Consider the following 22,683-nt stretch of genomic DNA (forward strand, 5'->3'; position numbering starts at 1 on the left):
ATTAAAAATACACCCATTTCTGCAACTTCCTTAGGATTTAAAAACTTTTTTAGTGGATGTCGCTCTGTAATAGCTTCAATCATTTTATCATTTCTTAATAATTTTGAAGCTAAATCGGTGTTAGTTACTGTTGGTGCAATGGCATTAATTCTTATTCTAGGTGCTAGTTCTGCTCCCAGAGATTTCACTAATCCTTCTACACCAGATTTTGCTGTTGCGATACTGGCGTGAAATGGCATACCTAATTTAGCCGCAACTGTACTGAAAAGTAAAATAGATGGTCCATCACCTTTTTTCAATATAGGTAGGTACTTTTGTATTGCTTTAACAGCTCCTAAAACATTTATTTCAAAATCATCTTTAAAATCTTGAATTGAAAGTCTTGAAATGGGTTTCAAATTTATACTTCCTGGACAATAAACGAGAGCATCTGCTTTTTCAACATCTGGTAATTTATCCTTCGTAATATCACTCGATATATGAATTAAGTTTTCATGTTCTTGTTCGGGCTTAGTTCGGCTAATATTAATGACTTTATTGTTTTCAACTAAATTTGAAACAATAGCATTTCCAATACCTTTACTACCACCTACAACTATTATTGTTTTCATGTATTATGGATTAATGGTTCAGATAGTTCTGTAATTCAGCAATCTTTTCAGCGGTATTAAAAACACCTCCGTAGTATGATGTAACCGTAGCCGAAGTATCGTCTTTTATTCCTCTTGATGACACACATAAGTGCTTAGCATCAATTATTATTGCAATATCTTCTGTACCAAGAATTTGCTTTAATTCTCTGGCAATTTGATTAGTTAAACGTTCTTGTACTTGAGGACGTTTCGCATAATATTGAACAATTCGATTTAATTTTGATAAACCAATTACTTTACCCGAAGAGATATACGCCACATGTGCCTTACCAATAATAGGGACAAAATGATGCTCACAATTGGAGTAGAAGGTAATGTTTTTTTCAACCAGCATTTGGTTGTATTGATATTTATTATCAAACAAAGCTACTTTAGGTTTGTTTTCTGGGTTTAAGCCAGAAAAAATTTCATCAATGTACATTTTTGCGACTCGTTTTGGTGTTCCTTGTAAAGAATCGTCTGTTAAATCTAAGCCCATAACATGCATAATCTCTTCAAATAGAAGCGCAATTTTTTCTTTCTTTTCTTGGTCAGATATTTTGAAAGCATCTTTTCGCATAGGCGTTTCTAAACCCGTAAAAAGGTGATCGTCTCCAATATCGTCGTGAGAGAACCCATTTAGTTTATGACCGTTTTTTTTCTTTAATTCTAAAATTTCTGAATTCATAGTAATCTTTTTTGTGTGCTGTCTTTAAGTACTCATATCTAAAAGCAAAGCAACGTTATCGTTTTGAAATTGAGTTGTGTGTTATATGTTTTTGTCTAGAGCATTTAAAACGACCTTCGTTAAATACTCTTAACTTATTATGTTTAGTTGCACGCCCTTGGACCCGTTTCCGCCACATTTTAAAACTACTAAGCTTTATTTCTCTACGCATAAGTTTTATAACGTCTTCTTCAGATAATTGAAACTGAAATTTGATAGCTTCAAATGGTGTTCTGTCTTCCCATGCCATTTCAATAATGCGGTCTATATCAGCAATACTAAGCTCCTTTGTAGTCTTCAAATTTATATTGTGTTTCAAATTCTACCTTTAAATCTAATAGTTTATTAAAAAAACCTCTGTTCTCTTTAAACGTTTGGTTATTTCTAAAATGAATAAACTTACCTTGAGCATGAATACTGCTTCCGTTCGTTTTATATATAACTAAATGATAAAACGGTATGATCCAGGTGAAGTTTTGTAATCCTTTATTTATTCTGATTAGTATTCCTTTGGGACGTAATTCTAAATTCGCATAATTGGTATCTGCAACTTTATTTAAATATGGTTTAAAATTAGGACTCGAATCTTCAATAACCATACGTTTTGAACCAACTCCCTTCATTTTAAATATCTGAAAAAAGGAATATGGTTTCCCAACAAGATCATTTATTATCTGGTCATTACTTTTATCGGTATATGTGGTATCTAAAATCATAGGGTAAAGATATGCAAATTTATGTTATGTTTAATATTAATATAAAAACATTAAACAAAAATTAACATTTTGTTGTTATAAATGAGGTGACTATGACATAAATCATACCATATGAATATTGTAACTAATAAATTTGAATTAAATTAAATAGGATATGAAACATTTATTATTAGGTAATGAAGCCATTGCTCAAGGTGCTATAGACGCGGGTTTATCAGGTGTTTATGCATATCCAGGAACACCTTCAACTGAAATTACAGAATATATCCAGAAATCTAAACTTGCAAAAGAACTCAACATTCATACAACTTGGTCAGTTAATGAGAAAACAGCTATGGAAGCTGCTTTAGGAATGTCGTATACGGGAAAAAGAGCTTTGGTTGTTATGAAGCATGTAGGTTTAAATGTGGCTTCAGATGTTTTTATGAATATGTCTGTTTCAGGAATTAATGGAGGACTCGTTGTTGTGGTGGCAGATGATCCATCTATGCATTCTTCACAAAATGAACAAGATTCTCGGTTTTATGGCAAGTTCGCTATGGTTCCCATATTAGAACCATCAAACCAACAAGAGGCTTATGATATCATGCATTATGCCTTTGACTATTCTGAAGAATTAAAATTACCCGTATTATTAAGAATAGTGACGCGTTTATCGCATTCAAGATCTGGTATTGAATTTAAACCAAGACGATTTCAAAATGAAATGCAATTGCCAAGCGATACATCTAGGTTTGCACTTATACCTATGAATGCCAAAAAACAATTCGAAAAATTGGTTCATAAAAAAGCGATTTTAGTAGAGCATTCTGAAAAGTCCTCTTTTAATGAATTAAGATTAAGTGAAGACAAAGAAATGGGAATCATTGCTTGTGGCATTGCTTATAACTATGTTATGGAAAATATTGGTGAAGACATTTCATTTTATTCAATATTAAAAATTTCACAATATCCGTTGCCCAAGGAAAAAATCAAAAATCTTTATAAGCATTGTGATAAAATATTGGTTGTCGAAGAAGGGTATCCTATAGTGGAGGAATTACTGCATAACTATTTTGATGCAAATGATAAGATCAAGGGCAAATTGACTGGGGATATTCCATTAACTGGAGAACTCAATCCAAATACTGTTGGTAAATCTATAGGGATTTTTCAAAACGACACTAAATCAATCCCCGAAATGGTAGCTAGTAGACCGCCACAACTATGTGAAGGTTGCGGTCATACCGATTTATTTAATACTATTAATGAGTTAATCCCGGAAATAGGAAATAAAAATGTTTTTGGAGATATAGGTTGTTATGCTCTAGGAACCTTACCGCCATTAAATACTATTAATACACTTATTGATATGGGCGCTTCTATAACGATGGCTAAAGGAGCTGCTGACGCAGGACTGGAGAATGCCATTGCGGTTATAGGCGATTCGACCTTTACACATTCAGGAATGACGGGATTATTAGATGCTGTTTATGAAAATTCACCCATTACAGTAATTATTTCAGATAACTCTGCTATTGCCATGACTGGTGCACAAGAATCATCTGCAGTCGGAAGACTGCATAAAATTTGTTTAGGTATAGGTGTACATCCAGACCATTTAAAAACCATGATACCTTTAAAGAAAAATCATGAAGAGAATGTAAAATTATTAAGAAGTGAATTGAAATATAAAGGTCTATCTGTTATTATTTCTGAAAGACCTTGTGTAAGATTATCGAGGGATCAAAAAGAGGAAATCAAGACCAAAATCGCTTCATTAAGTTAAATTAAAAGGATGAAAACAAATATTATATTATCCGGTGTAGGAGGACAAGGTATTTTAACCATTGCGGCCGTTTTAGACACAGCTGCGTTGAGCGAGAATTTATTTATTAAACAATCTGAAGTTCATGGGATGAGTCAACGTGGTGGAGCCGTACAATCTCATGTAAGAATTTCGGATAAAGAAGTATATTCAGACCTTATACCAGAAGGTAAAGCCGATTTAATTTTATCAGTAGAACCTATGGAATTGTTAAGATATATACCGTTTTTAAATAAAAATGGTTGGTTAGTAACGGACTCTAATCCGTTTATTAACACGACAAATTATCCTGAAAAAGAAGACCTCTATAAACAAATTAAAAAGTATCCTTATCATATAATTATTGATGCAACAGACATTGCAAAAAAAATCGGTAATTCAAAAGTGGCAAATATGGTATTGTTGGGTGCAGCATCTACTATAATATCGTTATCAGAAGATAGTTTACTAAATGCCATCCGTTCATTATTTAAACATAAGAGCGAAAAAATTGTTAATCTCAATATGGAAGCTTTTTTTGAAGGAAAAAGAATAGCTAAAGAATTTACAGATTTAACAGTCAATAAATAAATCGACCTTAATAGCGATTAATATGTTTTAATTTTTGAATTTTGGAGTACTTTTTTTACTGCTTTAGCCAAAATGATGACTCCTTTTTCAATACGCTCTTTAGGCATATTTGAAAATGAAAGCCGTAATCTGTCATCTTTTTTACTAGCAGGGTCAAAGGTTCTTCCAGTTACAAATACAACACCTTCTTTAATACTTTCTTTGAATATATCTGTAGATTTAATGTGTTCTGGTAACTTCAGCCAAATGTAAAATCCACCCTTTGGTTCGTTCCAGGTAATTTCTTTTGGCATATATTTTTCAAGATTGCTTTGTAGTAAATTTTTTCTTTCTAGATATTCACTTCTTAAAAAATTTAAATAGGATTCTAGCTTGTGCTGGGCTAAAAACTCATTACCCAATATTTGCATAAAATTAGAGGTGCATGCATCTAAAGCTTGTTTTATGGACTCAGCCTTTTCAAATATTTCTTGTGAAGAAAGCATATATCCCAACCTAAATCCTGGACCTAGAATTTTAGAAAACGAACCTGTATAAATTATGTCAACATTTTTATAACCATAAGATTTCATTGATTTTGTTAAGTGTTTTTCAGCTTCGTTAAAGTACAAATCGCTATAAGCATCGTCTTCCAGCAATATGATTCCGGTTCCAGACAAAACTTCTAAGAGTTCTTTTTTGCGCTCGGGAGTATAAATAATACCTGCTGGGTTATGATAATTCGGTGTAACATATAAAAACTTAGGCATTTTTTTTAAAGAGGCGATTTTACTTTTTAAGGCTTTTATATCAATGCCATCATGATCTATTGCAATACTTTCTATTTTAGCACCAATCGTTTCGAAGACAGATAAAGCGCCAACAAAACAAGGATTTTCAGTTAATATGGTGTCCCCTTCGTTTACAAACTCTTGTGTTATGATTGATATTGCTTGTAGTGATCCCGTAGTGATTAAAATTTTATTTTCATCAACAGGTAATCCTTTATTTTTTAAATAATCTTGTAGTGATTTAATTAATGGCGGATAACCTGAAGTTGGCCCATACTGAAAACACAATTTTTTTTTGGGGCTTGGTAGCGAGTTATAAATATCATCAATTTGTTTTACAGGAAATAAATCATTATTTGGCATGCCTCCTGAAAATGAAATCAAGCTTTTTCCAGAAGCTTGAGACATTAGTAGTTTAATGTCTTCAGAATGCCTAGAATTAACTGCGTTTGAAAATGCATACATAATTCACGGTGTTTAGATGTCTATTCAAAATAACGAAATTTTAATAAAATAGATTGTGATAAATGTCAGCTAAAGTCCTAAATTTAATTAGTTACTTTACCGTAATTATAGCACATTGTAATTATGCTTCATCCAAAATTAATTCATCCAGAAAGTATTGTTGTCATAGGTGGTTCAGATAATATTCACAGTCCTGGAGGAAGGGTTTTAAAAAACTTAATTCAGAATAAATTTAAGGGAGACTTATTTGTTGTAAACCCTAAACAAGACAGTGTTCAAGGTGTTAAATCTTTTAATAATGTTCAGGAAATACCAAATGTAGATTTGGCAATTATCGCAATACGGGCACCATATATTTTAGAACCTATAAAAATACTTACTCAACAAAAAAACACTAAAGGTTTTATTATTTTTTCTGCAGGTTTTGGTGAAAAAGATGCTGATGGTGCATTTTTAGAAAAAGAAATAGTCAAATTGATTGATGAGGTAGGGGGAAGCCTTTTAGGCCCTAATAATATTGGTTTAATTAACCAGTATTATGCTGGTGTTTTTACAACGCCTATTCCTAAATTAAGTGAGTATGGCGTTGATTTTATATCTGGTTCAGGAGCTACAGCCGTATTTATTATGGAAGCTGCTGTAGGTGTGGGATTAACCTTTTCAAGTGTTTATACGGTTGGAAATAGTGCCCAAATAGGGGTGGAGGAAATATTAGAATTTTTAGATGAATCTTTTAATTGTTCTTCAAGTTCTAAAGTAAAGCTTCTATATATTGAAAGTATTAAAAATCCAATTAAATTTTTGAAGTACACCAGTTCACTCATTAAAAAGGGTTGTAAAATAGCGGCCATTAAGGCAGGTAGCAGTGAAGCAGGTATCAAAGCAGCGTCATCTCATACAGGAGCTTTGGCCACTTCAGATGTGTTTATTGATGCCTTATTTAAAAAAGTAGGAATTATACGTTGTTATGGACGTAATGAACTTATCACAGTAGCAGGTATTCTTTTGCAAAAAGAAAGTTCTGGTAAAAATATAGCTATTATTACGCATGCAGGTGGACCAGCGGTGATGCTTACTGATGTTTTATCTAAACACGGTTTAAAAATTCCTTCCTTAAAAAGTACTGCCAGTTTGGTGTTATCAAAGCAGCTATTTGATGGGTCGTCCGTTGCGAATCCCATAGATTTTTTAGCCACTGGTACTGCAGACCAACTTGATACCATTATAGATTATTGTGAGAACAAGTTTGATAACATAGATGCTATGGTTGTGATTTTTGGAAGCCCTGGATTAAAACCTGTTTATGATGTTTATGATGTATTAAATAAAAGAATAAACACTTCTACAAAGCCAATTTATGCGATATTGCCATCTGTTATTAATGTTCATGAAGAAATAAAGGATTTTATATCAAAAGGGAATATTGCTTTTACTGATGAGGTTTTATTTGGAAAGGCTTTAGCTTCTGTTTATAATCAAAAGACAGCGCAATACAGTGATGAAAAGTTCGCTAGCAAACCTAATAAAAACATAAGAGACATTATAAACCGGTTGCCTGAGGGTTATATGCCTACAGATATCGCTATAAAAATTTTAGGTTATGCTGGTATAGAATGTGCTTCTTATAACACTGTAAAAAATCGGGAGGAACTTTTAATGATTTCAAAATCTTTACGGTATCCTGTTGTTGAAAAGGTAATTGGCCCGTTACACAAATCTGAAGTTAATGGTGTTCTTTTGAATATTTCAAATGAAAAGGGATTGATAGATGGGTTTGATCAATTAATTGCAATAGATGGAGCCCAATCGGTTTTAATTCAGCCAATGATAAGGGGTATGGAAATTTTTGTTGGCGCTAAAAAGGAAGGAAGTTATTCTCCTGTTGTACTCTGCGGACTTGGAGGTATTTTTGTTGAAGTATTAAAAGATGTTAGTGCATGCATGATACCCATTTCAAATAATGAAGCTTTAAAAATGATTAGCAGTTTAAAAGCGTATCCTATTTTAAAAGGTATCCGAGGTAAAAAGGGCATAAACATTCAGGCTTTCGCAGAAATTATAGCCAAAGTCTCAAATTTACTTATTATAGCTCCGGAAATTACGGATTTAGATATAAATCCATTATTAGCGTCTGATAACAAATTGGTTGCAGTTGATGCAAGAATTTGTATAAAAAGAGGATAGCAGTACTACAATTTTTAATTAAGTCTTTGTTTCAAAATTAGAAGTATGCTTTTTTAAAATACGTTGACGCTCTGTTTTAACAAAATTATCTTTTTTCATTTTCCATAAAGTATCACTCGCTTTTTTTCTAGTTTCTTTTATATCGACAATAGGATATGGATAATCTATTCCTAATTTAAAATTATAAAATGCTTGGTCTAGTTCTGTCATTAAAAACGGTTGATGTGCAAAAGGCACTTCCAAATTCTTTAATTCTGGCACCCATTTTTTTATGAAATTAGCCTCTGGGTCGTGCTCTAAGCTGTTTTTTATGGGATTATAAATGCGTAACATGTTTATACCGGTTTCTCCGGCTTGCATCTGTAACTGCGGAAAATGAATCCCGGGTTCAAAATCTAAAAACATTTGCGATAAGTGTTTAGACGCATCTTGCCAAGGCTGCCATAAATTATGTGTGAAAAAGGAAACTATTAAAGCTCGCATTCTAAAATTTAAATAGCCGGTTTCGTTGAGACATCGCATACAAGCATCGATTAAAGGGAATCCTGTTCGACCTGTTTTCCAAGCATCTTGATATTCTTCAGTTATATCCTTTTTTAGTTTCTGAAATCCTTTATTAATACTTTCTTGTTCCATGGTATTTTCCATTTCAAACTTTTGGACAAAATGAGATTGCCATCTAAGTCTTGATATAAAGGCTTCTAAAGGTTTTTTATCTTTTACGGTTTTCTTAAGCTTTTTTGTTTGTTGATACACTTCGCGAATAGATAAGTTTCCCCAAGCCAGATAAGGAGATAATCTGCTACAGCCTGTTCTTGATAATTCAGGTTTTGAGGTATGAAACATATAATTTTTATGTCTTTTGTCAAAAAACGATTCTAAATATTTAAGCCCGGTTGATCTTCCTCCTTTTTGAAAAACGGAATCTTCATGGCTGTCTAATGACATGCAAGTAAACATAGTTTCAAGCGATACTATTTCTTTTATATTTAACAACTGGTCATCCTTGGGATTAAAGTTCAAAAGATTCGAATCGAAGTAACTATTATTTCTTTCTAACCAGTCTTCTCTGTCTTTAAAACCACGAAAAACGCCGTTATTTATGGATTCATTCCAAGTGATTAAATTGTTTTTACAAAATCTTTGAAATGATTTATCTCTATTATATGTTGCTAAAATTCCCGTTTCTTGATGCGAAAACACTTCTGATATTTGAAAGATTGTAAGCAATTGATTTATAGTGGCAATAATATCTGATTGTACAATTAAAATCTTAGAATTGTAAGTTTGCAATTCAGTATTCAAATCCGCTAATGATTGTTTTATAAAATTCCAATGGCGTTCACTGTAGTGCGGATCGTTAATAAGAAGTTCTTCAAAAATATAAAGCAATAAAACACGCTTTCCTGACTTTAAAGCATTAAAAATGGCCTCATTATCATGAAGACGTAAATCGCGTTTAAGCCAGACTATTTGTATTTGGAGTTTAGTATTCATTTTGATGTTCTATAATATGTTTTGCTTTTAATTTTATTTTCTGTAATTCGGTTTTATCCATTTTATCTAATAGCTTATACATCATACGCATTCTAAAATTAGTTTGTAAAAACGGTCTTTTATCATCAAGAAAATTCCAATACAAACTATTAAACGGACAAGCATCGTCTTCAAATTTCTTGTTTTTGTTATAGTGGCAATTTGTGCAATAATCACCCATTTTATTTATGTAAGAGGCAGAAGATACATATGGTTTAGTTGCAATTTTTCCACTATCGGCGTACTGACTCATACCACGTGTGTTGGTAATTTGCACCCATTCAACAGCATCGATATAAATTCCTAAATACCAAGCATCAACATCGTCTGGGTTCGTTTGTGTCAACAAAGCATAGTTACCAGTAATCATTAAGCGTTGAATATGATGTGCATAACTATTTTCCAATGAATTGTTTATACAATGTTTAAGGCAATTCATTTTCGTATTTCCCGTCCAAAAGAAATGCGCTAGCGTATTGGTGTTTTGCAAACTATTTTCTTCTTTAAACGCTGGCATAAGCGCCCAATACATGCCTCGCATATATTCTCTCCAACCAATAATTTGTCGAATAAAACCTTCTGCCTGAGAGATATGGATGTTATTTTTATGAATGGAATGATAATTAATAACAGTTTTAACGACATCTTTTGCTGAAATTAATTTAAGATTCATCGCAAACGATAATCTTGAATGAAAAAGGTATTTCTCGCTTGTATGCATGGCATCTTGATAATCGCCAAAAGACACTAATAAGTGCTCACAAAAGTATTTAAGTTGTTCTAAGGCTTGCAATCGGTAAATTGGGAACGAAAATAGGTTATCATTACATTGACCTATTGTTTTAATGTTGGCCTTTTTTATATCTTCAATAACTTCTGTGATATCGTTGTTAAATTCAATTTCCTTCGGTATTAAGGTGCTACCATTCCATTTTTTTCTATTGCTTGCGTCGAAATTCCATTTCCCACCTTCTGGTTGATTGGCATACATTAAAATATCATGTTTTTTACGCATATATCTGTAAAAACTCTCCATAATAAATTGCTTTTTACCCTTAAAAAAGGTTGCTAATTCATCTCTGTCTGTGTAAAAATGTTCTGCTGAAACTACGTTAGTTTTGATAGCTATGGATCCACAAAATTCAGAAAGCTGCAGGTCTAATCGGAATTCATCTGGATATATGTATTCAAAACGTTCAATATTATATTGCTGAATTAAATGCTTTAAATTATCAACAAGATTATGGGTGTTTTCTTTGTCATTGATTTTAAAATAGCTGACTTGATGTCCCATATTTGTTAAATCTAAATGAAACTGACGCATGGCGGCAAAAAAACCAATCAGTTTTTGAATGTGGTGTTTCACGTAATCGGTCTCTTGTTTCATTTCAAAAAGGCAATACAGCACATCCCGGTCTGTATTTTTAAACCACGAATGTTTAATGTTAAGTTGATCGCCTAATAGGAGTCTAAGTACTTTCATTTAAAACAGTGTTTATTGAAGCCATAATTTTTGATATTTCCCGTGGGCATCGTAACGCTGTGCTTGTAAGGAGACATTAAAAACTCGGTCTCTAGGATCGTTACCAACACCTGAAACATATAACCAATTGCAATAGTTACTATGAACATTATAATCAATAAGCATCGATTCGAAATACGCAGCACCAATTCTCCAATCTAGTTGTAAATTTTTAGAAAAAAAGGATGCTACATTTTGTCGGCCTCGATTGCTCATCCATCCTGTTTTTTGTAATTCTAACATGTTGGCATTAACAAAAGGAGAGGAGGTCTTGCCATTAATCCATTTTGAAACCAATTGTTTATCGTTATTCCAGTCGTATTGCTTATTTAAAATACCGCCAATTTTAAAAATGCTATTGCCTTGTTTTAAGGCAGTGTATTTAAAATAATCCCTCCAAATCAATTCAAAAACCAGCCAATAGGTTGAGTCATTTTTAAAATGTGTGTTTTCAAAACGTTTTATTTCCCAATAAATGGTTCTAGCGGATATACTTCCGTTGGCAAGCCAAGCTGAGAACTTTGAACTGTAATTAGTTCCTATTAAACCATTTCTTGTTTTTTTATAAACCCCTAATTTTTTGGTTTCAAAAAAATAATTATTTAAACGTTCTAGAGCGCTAGATTCACCACCTTTGAAAGGGAACGCAGAATGATGATGCCTTTCAAAAGGTGCGAAACCTAATTCTTCTAATGATGGAATTTTGGTGTTATTTTCTAAGGTTGAAATTACTTCTGACGCATAATTTTCCACACAAGGACTTACTTTACAAGTAACTTCAACTTTTTTTCTGAAGTTTGTAAATACCTCCGGAATATTGTTAAGTTCTTTATAAACATGTTCTGGATGAAATAGAAATTGATCATATATTTCTTTAAAAACAATGGATTCTGGAATATTTTTTTTTACACGTTCAATCGTTTTTAGCTCTTCAAAAGTAAACTCTTTTTCTAGGTAAATGGCGCTTACTTTCTGTGATTTTATGAGTTTATGTAAGCCGTTTTCAGGAAAATCTAAATATACAAAAAGCTCGATATTTAGCGTTTTTAGATTCTCCTTTAAATTTTGAACTGTTTCAATTAAAAACTGTGCTCTAAATTTATCTGTTTTTTTAAATCCGAAGGGTGTAATTTCAAAATGCCTAGTGTCGAACACATAAACAGCAATAACATGCTTATTATTCTTAATGGTAGCGTTTAAAACTTTATTATCTTGTACTCTCAGATTGTTTTTAAACCATATTAAAGCCGTGTTGTTTTGTTTCGTCTGCATTTTTCACTACAATATTTTACATCTTCCCAATTCTTTTGCCACTTTTTTCTCCATGTAAAAAGCAAACCACAAACACAACAGAGTTTTTTGGGCAGGTTTGACTTATTCATTTTTATGGTTGAACCAGTTTTTTTATCATTCCGTTAAAAATAAATCCATGAAACGGAAATACACTAAACCAATATAATCTGCCAGCAATACCACGTGGTCTGAATGTGGCCGTTTGTTTTAATAGGCCATTTTCTATTTTAAATTCTAACCAAGCTTCACCAGGTAGTTTCATTTCAGCATAAAGAAGTAACTTTTTCTTTTTTTTATCACTAAAAATGACTCGCCAAAAATCTAAAGCATCTCCAGTGAATAAATCTGTTGGATGGGTTCTACCCCGACGCAATCCAATGCCTCCAAATAATTTATCTATATAACCTCTTAATTTCCATAAAATATTTCCAAAATACCAGCCAGTTGAGCCTCCTATTGACCAGATTTTTTGAATTGTTTTATCCTCATTAATAACTTTTAGTTCTTTGTAATCTGTATAGCATCCAAATTTTGGGACATTGACATATTTATGGATGCTTTTTTTTAAGAGTCCACTGCTTATCATCGAGTCTTTCCAACTAGAAACAATACTATTTTGCTCGATTTTTTCAAATGCTAATTCAACAGCTTCCCTATAGGTTAACGGATTAACATTTAGAACTTTATTAATCTTACTAGGTTTTCCTATAATTTGAACACCCATGCTATCTACCAAAGTGGCTGCAAGTTTGTGAGATGTAGATGTGACAAAATACAACCAGTATGATGATAATTTGGGAGTCATTATTGGAACAGTAATGATATGTCTTTTCAGTTTACGAATTTGTGCAAACTGCAATAGCAAATCTCTATATGTAAGTATTTCTGGACCAAAAATATCATAGGATTTATTAAAAAGTGAATGATTGTTTTTTGCGGCAGAAAGAAAGGTTAAAACGTCTCTTACGGCTATAGGTTGTGTTTTAGTATTCAACCATTTTGGAGCAATCATGAAAGGTAATTTTTCTACTAAATCTCTAATTATTTCAAATGAGGAGCTACCTGAACCTACAATTATACCAGCTTTAAACGTTGTTAATGCATATTTTATTGAAGCCAGGGTTTCTTCAACATTTTTGCGTGATTGTAGGTGTCTTGATAGTATTTCTTCATTAGTAATACCGCTTAAATAAATAACATGCTTTACTTGAGTTGTTTCAATATAAGTTTTAAAATTTATGGCACATTGTGTTTCAAGAAGTTCAAAATCTTTTGATGCATTGGACATGGAATGGATTAAATAATAAACAACATCTATGTCTTTTGGGATGTTATATAAAGTTTCTGGATTTAAAAAATCAGCCTCAACTATTTCAATATGATCTTCTTCTGAATAGTGCTTATTTACGCGAAGTTTATCTCTAACAGCGCAAACCACAAAATGCCCTTCATTCAATAGTACTGGAATAATACGTTTGCCAATATAACCTGTGGCACCTGTAACGAGAATTTTCATCGGTTTTAATATATTTGTTTAATAACCAGATGTAAAACTTTACGATAGTTTTTTAATTAGATTTTTGGTCTCTGGTATTCTAATCTTATTTTTAATTTTGGTATGGTATAGCCATCTAAACCATTAATAGAGGCAATATTTGCTTTAGATAAATTAACAAATCCATCGTCTTCTAATAAATCATCAGCGATATATAAATCCTTAATTTCTCCTACCAATAAAATAGTGTTATTTATTTTTATGTGGTACTCTTCAACATATTTCATCGCCATTTGCAATGGAGCTTTCTTAACGAAAGGTACTAAATAATTAGCTTTGTATTCCTCTTCAAGTGAAGTAAAATCAAATTCTGAGATCGATTTATCATATTTAGCCGATGTATGGTGTGCATCATTCAAAATAGATTCATGTACATGATTAATTGTAAAAAACCCTGTTTCCCTTATGTTATCATATGTATTTCTAATAACAGTCGTTGGCCTTAAAAAGAAGCCTAATAAAGCAGGACTTGAACCAATATGTGTTACAGAACTAAAAATAGCGACATTGCTAACACCACTTTGAGATTTAGAACCAATAAGATTAGCAGATTTATAACCTGAGCAGCTGTTAATTAAGTTAATTTTATATAGATGACGCATGTCATTTATATCGTTCTGAGAGAAATGAGGCATTTTTTATAGATTTTTGAAATTGTTAATTTTAATGTTTTGTGCTTTTAAGTCAAACATTAAATTGTATAGTCCAAAAAAGGTTCTGTTCATGTATATAAAATGTTTAGAACCTCTATTACCATTCATTTTACGGAGTTCCGTATTTTTAGAATAGCGTTCTCCTAGTTCAGCTATCTTTCCAAAAAAACTAATATCAGAAAAGTCAAAATATTCATTTTGAAATGGTTGTGTAAGCAAACTTAACATGTCATAGAACATTTCGGTAAAAAATGCTAATTCTTCTTTAGAATCATCATCACGTAAAATCTCTAATTCATATAGTTTAGTGACAAAATAATCTTTATTATTTAAGTTTTTTGATACAGCCAGTTCAAAATAGGGAATATAAAACTCATCAGGTATTGTTTTCATACAACCAAAATCTAAAGCGATAAGCTCACCTTTTTTGGAGACTAAGAAATTACCAGGATGAGGGTCTGCATGTACCTTTTTTAATTGGTGAATTTGAAACATATAAAAATCCCAAAGTGCTTGACCCAATTTATTCGCGGTTTCCTGATCAGAATTATGAGCAACAAATTCGGATAGATGCTCACCTTCCATATAATCCATTGTGATAATACGGTCCGAAGATAATGCTTCATAATAATTAGGAAACGCAAGGTTAGAAATGTGAGAGCAAGCGTTAGCGATTTCTTTACTCTGACTAATCTCTAACCTGTAATTTGTTTCCTCAATTAATTTCCCTTCAACTTCTTTAAAATATTTATCAGATCCCTTACCTTTAATGTTAAACATGCTCATTGCAATGGGTTTAACCATTGCAAGATCTGATGCAATACTTTGAGCAACGCCTGGATATTGGATTTTCACAGCAAGTTTTTTCCCATCTTTCACTGCTATATGTACCTGACCGATACTTGCAGCATTCACAGACGTTGCGTTAAAGTAATCAAATAATTCATTTGGTGTTTTACCAAAATAATTTTTAAAAGTTTTTAATACTAATGGTGGCGACAATGGCGGCACAGAAAACTGTGCTAACGAGAATTGTTCAACGTATGCCTGTGGAAGAATGCTCTTTTCCATGCTAAGCATTTGAGCTACTTTTAAAGCACTTCCTTTTAATTGCTTTAAACCATCATAGATATCTGATGCATTATTCTTGTTTAAACGTTTTTTCGCTTCTACTTCTGTCTTAACAAGCTTATCACCATAATATTTAATATAATTCACTCCAACTTTAGCTCCGGTAGACACTAGTTTTGATGCTCGTTGAATTTTTGAAACTGGTATGCTATCTATGGTTTTCATTAACAAATATTTAGTTCATGTGCATTTTTTCCTTGAAAAGAAATTTCCCAAGGTCTATAACACTTTTTAAGGGTGCAATGTTTAATATATCAAAACTTGTATTCACCGATTTTTCAATGTAAATATCCGTTTTTTCAAAACCGGCTGATGTATCATCAATCCAAAACTTAATGGCTAATAATAATTGAATCCAAGCCGACTCTTGAAGGGCTTTTTGCTGAATTTTATCGAACTTTTCTTGTTTAATATCAATTGTTTCAATGTCAAGATTTCCAATATAGCTATTGAAACTTCTTTTTAATTCAGACAAATAATTTAGAGTTTTGAGACTTTTTTCGTGTCCTTTTAAAGCATAAACCACATAACTGCGATTGGCTGTAAGGTTTTCGAAAAATGTAAAATAAAAACTCAGCAGTTTGTTTCTGGCGTCAAAAGATTGGTAATCACTATTATTTTCTAAACCTTCTAATGAGTTATCAAAAAATGCTTTAAATATATGTTTCTCAATAGCCTCAAAAGATCCGAAGTTATCATAAAATTGGGATTCTTGAAAATTATTTGCTTTAGAGAAAGCGTAAACAGATTTTGGTTTTTCATTGTGTTCTAATACATAATCCATGTACCAGGTTATAATATCTTTAGAGGTAATTGACTTCTTTTTTGCCATGACTTTTAAATTATTCAGTAAATATACAAAATGTTTAATGTTTTTTATTAAAAGTTAAACAAAAATTAACAAATAAATAAGGAATTCAATCTAAATTTTTATAAACCAAACAATTTGTTCTATAGGGAGATACTTATTTAAGGTTTCATTAACAAATTTTAGATATGGTATTTGTTATTTTTATGACAAATATTTATAAACGATAATAAACGCTATTTTAAAATGAAAAAATTACTAGTATCAATTTTTGTGATAACATTTTCTTTTGTAGGATATTCACAAATAGAAACGCCCCAACCAAGTCCGTTTTCTAAATTAGAACAGAAAGTCGGTTTAACCGATGTGACTTTAGAGTATTCAAGACCTTCTATGCGGGGTAGAACGATTTTCGGAGATCTTGTTCCTTATGCTAAACTTTGGAGAACAGGTGCAAATAAAAATACGATGATTACTTTTAGTGATGATGTAACCGTAGATGGGCAAACCCTAAAAGCAGGTTCTTATGCTATTTTTACAGTTCCTAATATTGAATCTTGGGAGGTTATGTTTTATTCTGACACAGAAAATTGGGGAACACCTCAAAATTGGGATGACAGCAAAGTGACAGCGAAGGTTACTGCTCAAGTTTATAATTTACCTATGAGTATTGAATCTTTTAGCATCAATATAAATAATATATCTAGCTCTGGAGCTGAATTAGGAATAATGTGGGAGAACACTTATGTTGGAGTTGAATTTAAAGTTCCTACAGATGCGAAAGTAACTTCTGCAATAACTAAGGTTATGAACGGGCCATCAGCAAATGATTATTATGCTGCAGCGGTTTATTATTCATCTGAAGGAAAAGACATTTCTAAAGCAGAAGAATGGATGGAAAAAGCCATGTCTATGATTGAAAAACCTGCTTTTTGGCAGTTGAGACAGCAATCATTAATTTATGCTAAAGCAGGTAAGAAAAAAGCGGCCATTGAGGCAGCTAAAAAATCTTTAGCAGGGGCAGAGGCAGCAGGTAATGCTGATTATGTAAAAATGAATAAGGATTCACTTAAAGAATGGGGTGGCATGTAATTTTTGCTTACTATAATTAGTCGTTCTGAAAAAAGAAGACTATTATTAATTAATTTAAACCAGAACAAATAAAGGTTCTGGTTTTTTGTTATGTCTAAAATGAGGTGTTTGCTTAACTGTTTGTCATACAATGAATATCTGACTTTATATATAGACAAATAAAATTAACATAAAGTAATAATATCTAGTCTTTGATAATTAATAACGAAGATTAATAGTGTGTCTCACTTGGTCTAAAGTATTGATGATGAGTTTACTGAAATCATAAGTCATAATTGGACTCTCTTTTTTACCGTTTCGAATTAAATCATTAAAATGAACAATCTCATAACGATAACCGATACTTGAATATCCAAAGTCTAAAGTTTCTAAACGGCCTTCTGAATTTATTGTAACTGTGGTAGGGCAGTGAAATTGCCTATTGATTTTTATTGACGCATTTTCAAAAACCAAAAAAGCTTCTGTAGGTAAAATCTCAAGTAGAGAGCTTTTTAAATAGGCTTTAATATTGTTTTCATAATTAAAAATCATGCTACAAGACGAGTCGGCTCCATTTTCAAAAAAAGTTGCCTCAGCTTCAATTCCGATAGGTTTCCCTAAGGTTGATAGTGCCGCAAAAATAGGATAGATGCCAATATCTAAAAGACTACCGCCTCCAAGAGGTTTATTAAAGAGCCTTGAACTATTATCAAATTCGCGATAAAAGCCAAAATCGGCTTCAAGCTTTAACAGATTCCCATAGGTTTTATCTTTTATAAGTTGCAAAACATATTGGTAGTGCGGCAAAAAATAGGTCCAAAGGGCTTCCATAAGCAACGTATTATGTGTTTTTGCAGCAGAAATCATCTCATTGACTTCATCGGCATTCATTGCGAAAGGTTTTTCACACAATACGGGAACCTTATGTTCTAAACAAAGCAACGTATTTTCTTTATGAAGTGCATGTGGAGTCGCAATATAAACAGCATCAACATTTGAATCTAAGACTAAATCTTTATAACTGCTATAGGCTTTTTTAACCTTGTAATTCGAAGCAAACTCGTCTGCCTTTTCTTGAGATCTTGAAGCGACAGCATAGAGTTGGGCACCATCTATTTCGAGTAAATCTTCAGCGAATTTATGAGCAATATTACCGAGACCAATAATGCCCCATTTTATTTTTTTCATGAATAAAGTTTTAGATTACAAAATAACCAAAAGCTAATAATATAATTGTAAAGGCTAATAAAATAGTTTTATCAATTTTAGAAATCTTTTTAAAATCAATTAGAAGCGCTAAAATCATAACTAAAAAGCATCCTACAAAATTCAACCATAAAAACGGTAGATTAATTAGTTCATATTCATTCAGCAAAAACAAACCAATTACTAGAATTTGAGTTATTAAAGCAGCAATAAAAACAGCACGTCCTTTCACGAGCTTAAAGAAAAATGCTAATAAGAATATACCCAAAACATTACCATAAAAAATAGAACCTATAATATTTACTAACTGAATTAAGTTTTCGAAAAGGTTGGCTATACAAGCTACCATTATGGCCATAATCCCCCATGCAAATGTGAACCATTTAGAGGCTTTAACCATCTGGTTTTCGGTTTTCTTACCAACATTTCTTTTGTATAAATCCATAGTGGTTGTAGAACCCAACGCATTTAGCTCACTGGCAGTGCTTGACATGGCAGCACTTAAAATAACCGCTAATAATAATCCTATAAGGCCTCTAGGTAAATTGTTTAAAATAAAATGGATGAAGACATAATCTTTATCATTACTTTCAACTTTTATTTGTTGTTTCTCTCCTGCCTTATCAATAAGGATTTTGGCTTTATTTCTGATTTCTTTATCAGAATTATTTGATATTAAAATAAAGTTTGAATTTTCTTTTAAGTCTTCACTACTTATAAATTTTTTAATTTGTAATTGTTTGGTTTCAAAATTGTCTTTTTGCTCTTGTTGAAGGTTATGGTACTCATCGGCATATTCAGAATTTAAAACAAGTTCTGTTGCGATTGGATTGAAATTTAAAGGCGCTTCATTAAATTGATAAAACACAAAAACCATGACACCCACCAACAAAATAAAGAATTGCATAGGTACTTTTAAAAGACCATTAAATAATAAGCCTAACTGCATTTCCTTAACAGATTTCCCTGACAAATAACGTTGTACTTGACTTTGGTCTGTTCCAAAATAGGATAACATTAAAAACGTACCACCAATAATACCACTCCAAAACGTATATCGATTATTAAGACTAAAACTGAAATCTAGGATTTCCATTTTACCACTTGCACCAGCAATATCAAGTGCTTTAGTAAAAGTGATGTCTTGTGGAAGTTTGCTTACAATTAAAAAGAAAGCCACCAACATTCCAATAAAAATAACGACCATTTGATGCTTTTGTGTTACGTTTACGGCTCTCGTTCCACCCGAAACGGTATAAATAATAACTAATAAACCGATGATGATGTTTAAGGTTAGTAAATCCCAACCTAACACAACCGATAATATAATGGCAGGTGCAAAAATGGTGATACCCGCTGCCAAGCCACGTTGTATTAAAAATAAAATAGCTGTGAGTGTTCTTGTTTTTAAATCGAACCTATTTTCTAAAAATTCATAAGCGGTATAAACGTTGAGCCTATGGTATAACGGAATGAAAACCATGCAAATAATAATCATTGCTATAGGTAAACCAAAGTAAAATTGAACAAAACCCATACCATCGTTAAACGCTTGTCCAGGAGTCGATAAGAAGGTAATGGCACTGGCTTGCGTTGCCATAACGGATAGGCCTATCGTCCACCATTTTGAAGTATTGCCACCTTTTAAATAATCATTTACGTTTTTGCTTCCTCGGGTTTTCCAAGTACCGTAAACGACGATTGCTAACAACGTAAGACCCAAAACGACCCAATCAATCCAATCTAATGTTTTCATAGATTAAAATAATTTCATGATTAGATAAAATGCAATAATATAAAGCGCATTTGCAATCAAAATGATTGAATAAAGTCTTAACCAGCGTTCTTTTGGAACTTTTTCGTTATTCATTTTTAATCGTTTATTTTGGCTTCGAGTTTTATGTCTTCTTTTCCTATAGATAGCATATTTGCAAATAATCTGTAAGCACCCGCAACACCTTCTGGAAACTCTCTAAAAAAACTCAAGCCCGTGTAAATATAATATCCATTTCCATATTTAGCTACCAATAGGCTTCCGTCTTTAGGAGTTTCTCCTTTATCATTCATCGATAAAATAGGAGTGAAGTCGCTCGACCATTGGCCAGGAAAATATAATCCACGTTCTTGGGTCCAACCTTCAAAATCCTTTTGGGAAATTTTATTAGGATAATTTAATAAGGGATGATTAGGATTTAAAAAACGAACTTCTGAATTTTCATCTGTAACGCGATCTCTTGAAAGTGTTAGGTTATAAGGAGCTAGGGCATCTATTTTTAATCTGGAATTGGTATTATATTGTACAATCATATTTCCGCCTTTTTTAACAAAATCAAATAAAATAGTCTGCTTATATTTTAAATCTTCAACGGTGTTGTAAGCTCTTATACCTACAACAACAGCATCAAATCTCCTTAAAACGTCTTCATTAATATCTTTAGGCTCAAGTACCACAACATGATATCCAATTTGTATAAGACTTTCAGGTACTACATCGCCAGCGCCTTGAATGTAGACTATATTTTCACCTTTCTTTTCAATGTTTAAGCGTACAACTTTGCTTTCACTTGGTAATAAAACTGTTTGAAAGGGAATATGGTCATAATCTATCTCTATAAGTTCTCTTGTGTAAATATGATTACCAATATGAACCATGGGGGTTATTAACCCTTCACTTTGATTTTTAGGTGGAATTACTGTAAAAATAATCGTTTGTTCCTCGTCTTTATGGGGTATTGAAATATTTTGTTTTTCAGGAAAAACACTCCAATCTTTTGGGTATACCAATGATACATAACCTTCAACTAAATCTTTTCCTGCTTTTACAATAACCTGTATATCTTTTTGTTTGTCATTTTCAAAAATGATAACATCTTCAGATATTTTTACTGATACTTCAGGTATTATAATAAATGGTTTATAAACTTCTCCTTTAACAGGGTCGTTCATTTTATAAATAAGAGGTCTGGTAAATTCTATGGGCGTATTTTCAATGTCTAGTTTAAATATCGCATTATAAACAACAGGGGTTTCTGGCTTCCCAATAAGATTCATATCATCAACCTTATACATGCCTAATGTCCCTTTTGAAGTAAGCCAATATGGTGTTGTTGGCTCTTGTTTATTTGAAATGACAATCGTATCATTTAAACGTTCTCTCTTGTTGTTTTCTAATGCAAAACGCTTGTACAATTTTTTACTTTTACTGTCTTTAATAGTTAATCCTGTAAAAACAATATTGATATCACTGCGGTTTATCATTTCAATGTCTACGGGTACGTTAGAATTTTGTGTTGCATGATTCGTACTGGCTGCAGCTTCTAAATATAACCCCGAACAAGCAGTTATTATTTCCTTTATCTCCTTGGATTTGATGACTCTCCAATGTGCATCTTCTATATTTTCAATTAACTTATAGGCTTCAACAAGTTGAGGAATGGATGCTGAGGGGTTCGTAAAATCAAAATTAGATTCAACTTCATGAAGTATTTTACCTATTGCATCTCCACCTTTTACCCGGTTCCATGAGGTGTCAATACCATCAAAAATATTCGCTTTATCTTTTGGTAAATCACCTTTTATAAGCTCAATATACTCAAACTGCTCACCTCGGCTTCCAGTACTTCCAAAACCTTGAGATTTGTGTTTACTTCTGCTTAACGATGCAATTTCAGGATTACTTAATCCGCTTAATGGAAAATAAACACCTGTGTCAAGACTCAATAAATTTGTTTTGTCGGCTGCATCAAACTTTTTCTGGCTGCCATAAAACCACCATGAGGTATTAAAAAACGCTCTTTTTGGTTGCCATAAATTTGTGCTTTTTAGTTGTTCAGGATATGCTAAAGGATTATTTACTAAATCAAATGCCTCAACACTTAACATTGCAGAACTCGTATGATGACCATGCGTGCTTCCTGGGCTTCTATGGTCAAACCTATTAATAATAACGTCGGGTTTAAATGCTCTTATGGCAAGAACGACATCGCTTAAAACTTCTTTTTTATTCCAAATGGTCAATGTTTCATCGGGATGTTTAG

At 32.2% G+C, this 22,683-nt stretch carries 20 protein-coding genes; 4 read left to right on the top strand and 16 right to left on the bottom strand.

The features are described 5' to 3' along the window. The 4 genes from AC15TD_RS06215 to AC15TD_RS06230 all read right to left on the bottom strand — a co-directional run. Positions 1 to 611 (bottom strand): SDR family NAD(P)-dependent oxidoreductase (locus tag AC15TD_RS06215; RefSeq protein WP_484451269.1); only part of this gene is annotated, 611 nt, incomplete at its 3' end. Positions 612 to 621: 10 nt separating this feature from the next. Next, entirely contained in the window at positions 622 to 1,320 is a 699-nt protein-coding gene (gene folE, locus AC15TD_RS06220) for a GTP cyclohydrolase I FolE (protein ID WP_484451270.1), read from the bottom strand. A gap of 55 nt (positions 1,321 to 1,375) precedes the next feature. Further along, positions 1,376 to 1,660 carry a TIGR03643 family protein gene (locus AC15TD_RS06225; protein WP_484451271.1) on the bottom strand — a complete coding sequence of 95 codons (285 nt, stop codon included), beginning with the start codon at positions 1,658 to 1,660 and terminating at the stop codon, positions 1,376 to 1,378. Continuing rightward, a complete protein-coding gene (locus AC15TD_RS06230) occupies positions 1,638 to 2,075 on the bottom strand; it encodes a hypothetical protein (RefSeq protein WP_484451272.1) in 438 nt (145 codons plus the stop codon). Before AC15TD_RS06230 ends, AC15TD_RS06225 begins: the two co-directional genes overlap by 23 nt. 154 nt (positions 2,076 to 2,229) lie before the next feature. On the opposite strand from AC15TD_RS06230, the gene AC15TD_RS06235 reads away from it, so the two are divergent. Both AC15TD_RS06235 and AC15TD_RS06240 read left to right on the top strand, forming a co-directional pair. Beyond that, on the top strand, positions 2,230 to 3,843 hold the full coding sequence (locus AC15TD_RS06235) for a thiamine pyrophosphate-dependent enzyme (protein WP_484451273.1): 1,614 nt from the start codon (positions 2,230 to 2,232) through the stop codon (positions 3,841 to 3,843). A gap of 9 nt (positions 3,844 to 3,852) precedes the next feature. Continuing rightward, complete coding sequence (locus AC15TD_RS06240; protein WP_484451274.1) at positions 3,853 to 4,452, top strand: indolepyruvate oxidoreductase subunit beta; 600 nt, start codon at positions 3,853 to 3,855, stop codon at positions 4,450 to 4,452. Positions 4,453 to 4,469: 17 nt separating this feature from the next. Here AC15TD_RS06240 and AC15TD_RS06245 read toward each other — a convergent pair whose 3' ends face one another. Then, entirely contained in the window at positions 4,470 to 5,687 is a 1,218-nt protein-coding gene (locus AC15TD_RS06245; RefSeq protein ID WP_484451275.1) for an aminotransferase-like domain-containing protein, read from the bottom strand. 123 nt (positions 5,688 to 5,810) lie between these two features. Here AC15TD_RS06245 and AC15TD_RS06250 point away from each other — a divergent pair, with 123 nt between their 5' ends. Further along, entirely contained in the window at positions 5,811 to 7,871 is a 2,061-nt protein-coding gene (locus AC15TD_RS06250; protein WP_484451276.1) for an acetate--CoA ligase family protein, read from the top strand. A gap of 18 nt (positions 7,872 to 7,889) precedes the next feature. On the opposite strand, the gene AC15TD_RS06255 is transcribed toward AC15TD_RS06250, so the two are convergent. The 8 genes from AC15TD_RS06255 to AC15TD_RS06290 are packed head-to-tail and all read right to left on the bottom strand — an operon-like array spanning position 7,890 to position 16,393. Then, a complete protein-coding gene (locus AC15TD_RS06255; protein WP_484451277.1) occupies positions 7,890 to 9,368 on the bottom strand; it encodes a cryptochrome/deoxyribodipyrimidine photo-lyase family protein in 1,479 nt (492 codons plus the stop codon). After that, the gene (locus tag AC15TD_RS06260) at positions 9,358 to 10,890 is read right to left on the bottom strand and encodes a cryptochrome/photolyase family protein (RefSeq protein ID WP_484451278.1); all 1,533 of its coding nucleotides are present in this window, start codon (positions 10,888 to 10,890) and stop codon (positions 9,358 to 9,360) included. The genes AC15TD_RS06255 and AC15TD_RS06260 overlap by 11 nt, the downstream gene beginning before the upstream one ends. A 12-nt stretch (positions 10,891 to 10,902) precedes the next feature. After that, entirely contained in the window at positions 10,903 to 12,201 is a 1,299-nt protein-coding gene (locus AC15TD_RS06265) for a DASH family cryptochrome (RefSeq protein WP_484451279.1), read from the bottom strand. Next, on the bottom strand, positions 12,171 to 12,311 hold the full coding sequence (locus tag AC15TD_RS06270) for a DUF2256 domain-containing protein (RefSeq protein ID WP_484451280.1): 141 nt from the start codon (positions 12,309 to 12,311) through the stop codon (positions 12,171 to 12,173). The genes AC15TD_RS06265 and AC15TD_RS06270 overlap by 31 nt, the downstream gene beginning before the upstream one ends. A 2-nt stretch (positions 12,312 to 12,313) precedes the next feature. Continuing rightward, entirely contained in the window at positions 12,314 to 13,738 is a 1,425-nt protein-coding gene (locus AC15TD_RS06275) for an SDR family oxidoreductase (protein WP_484451281.1), read from the bottom strand. Between the two features lie 56 nt (positions 13,739 to 13,794). Beyond that, positions 13,795 to 14,412, bottom strand: coding sequence for a flavin reductase family protein (locus tag AC15TD_RS06280; protein ID WP_484451282.1), 618 nt, complete (start codon positions 14,410 to 14,412; stop codon positions 13,795 to 13,797). Between the two features lie 3 nt (positions 14,413 to 14,415). Then, positions 14,416 to 15,726: an ABC1 kinase family protein gene (locus AC15TD_RS06285; protein ID WP_484451283.1), complete on the bottom strand. Its 1,311-nt coding sequence runs from the start codon at positions 15,724 to 15,726 to the stop codon at positions 14,416 to 14,418. A gap of 10 nt (positions 15,727 to 15,736) precedes the next feature. Beyond that, on the bottom strand, positions 15,737 to 16,393 hold the full coding sequence (locus tag AC15TD_RS06290; RefSeq protein ID WP_484451284.1) for a TetR family transcriptional regulator C-terminal domain-containing protein: 657 nt from the start codon (positions 16,391 to 16,393) through the stop codon (positions 15,737 to 15,739). Between the two features lie 222 nt (positions 16,394 to 16,615). Between AC15TD_RS06290 and AC15TD_RS06295 the strand changes: the two genes are divergently transcribed. Further along, the gene (locus tag AC15TD_RS06295; protein ID WP_484451285.1) at positions 16,616 to 17,461 is read left to right on the top strand and encodes a DUF2911 domain-containing protein; all 846 of its coding nucleotides are present in this window, start codon (positions 16,616 to 16,618) and stop codon (positions 17,459 to 17,461) included. A gap of 198 nt (positions 17,462 to 17,659) precedes the next feature. Here the strand turns inward: AC15TD_RS06295 and AC15TD_RS06300 are convergent, their stop codons facing one another. The 3 genes from AC15TD_RS06300 to AC15TD_RS06310 all read right to left on the bottom strand — a co-directional run. Then, positions 17,660 to 18,628, bottom strand: a complete 969-nt coding sequence (locus AC15TD_RS06300; protein WP_484451286.1) for a Gfo/Idh/MocA family protein — start codon at positions 18,626 to 18,628, stop codon at positions 17,660 to 17,662. A gap of 10 nt (positions 18,629 to 18,638) precedes the next feature. After that, positions 18,639 to 20,402 (bottom strand): sodium:solute symporter family protein, encoded by a 1,764-nt coding sequence (locus AC15TD_RS06305; RefSeq protein ID WP_484451287.1) that lies wholly within the window; start codon positions 20,400 to 20,402, stop codon positions 18,639 to 18,641. 116 nt (positions 20,403 to 20,518) lie between these two features. After that, positions 20,519 to 22,683 (bottom strand): PIG-L family deacetylase (locus AC15TD_RS06310; RefSeq protein WP_484451288.1); only part of this gene is annotated, 2,165 nt, incomplete at its 5' end.

It is taken from the genome of Yeosuana sp., from assembly GCF_057126245.1.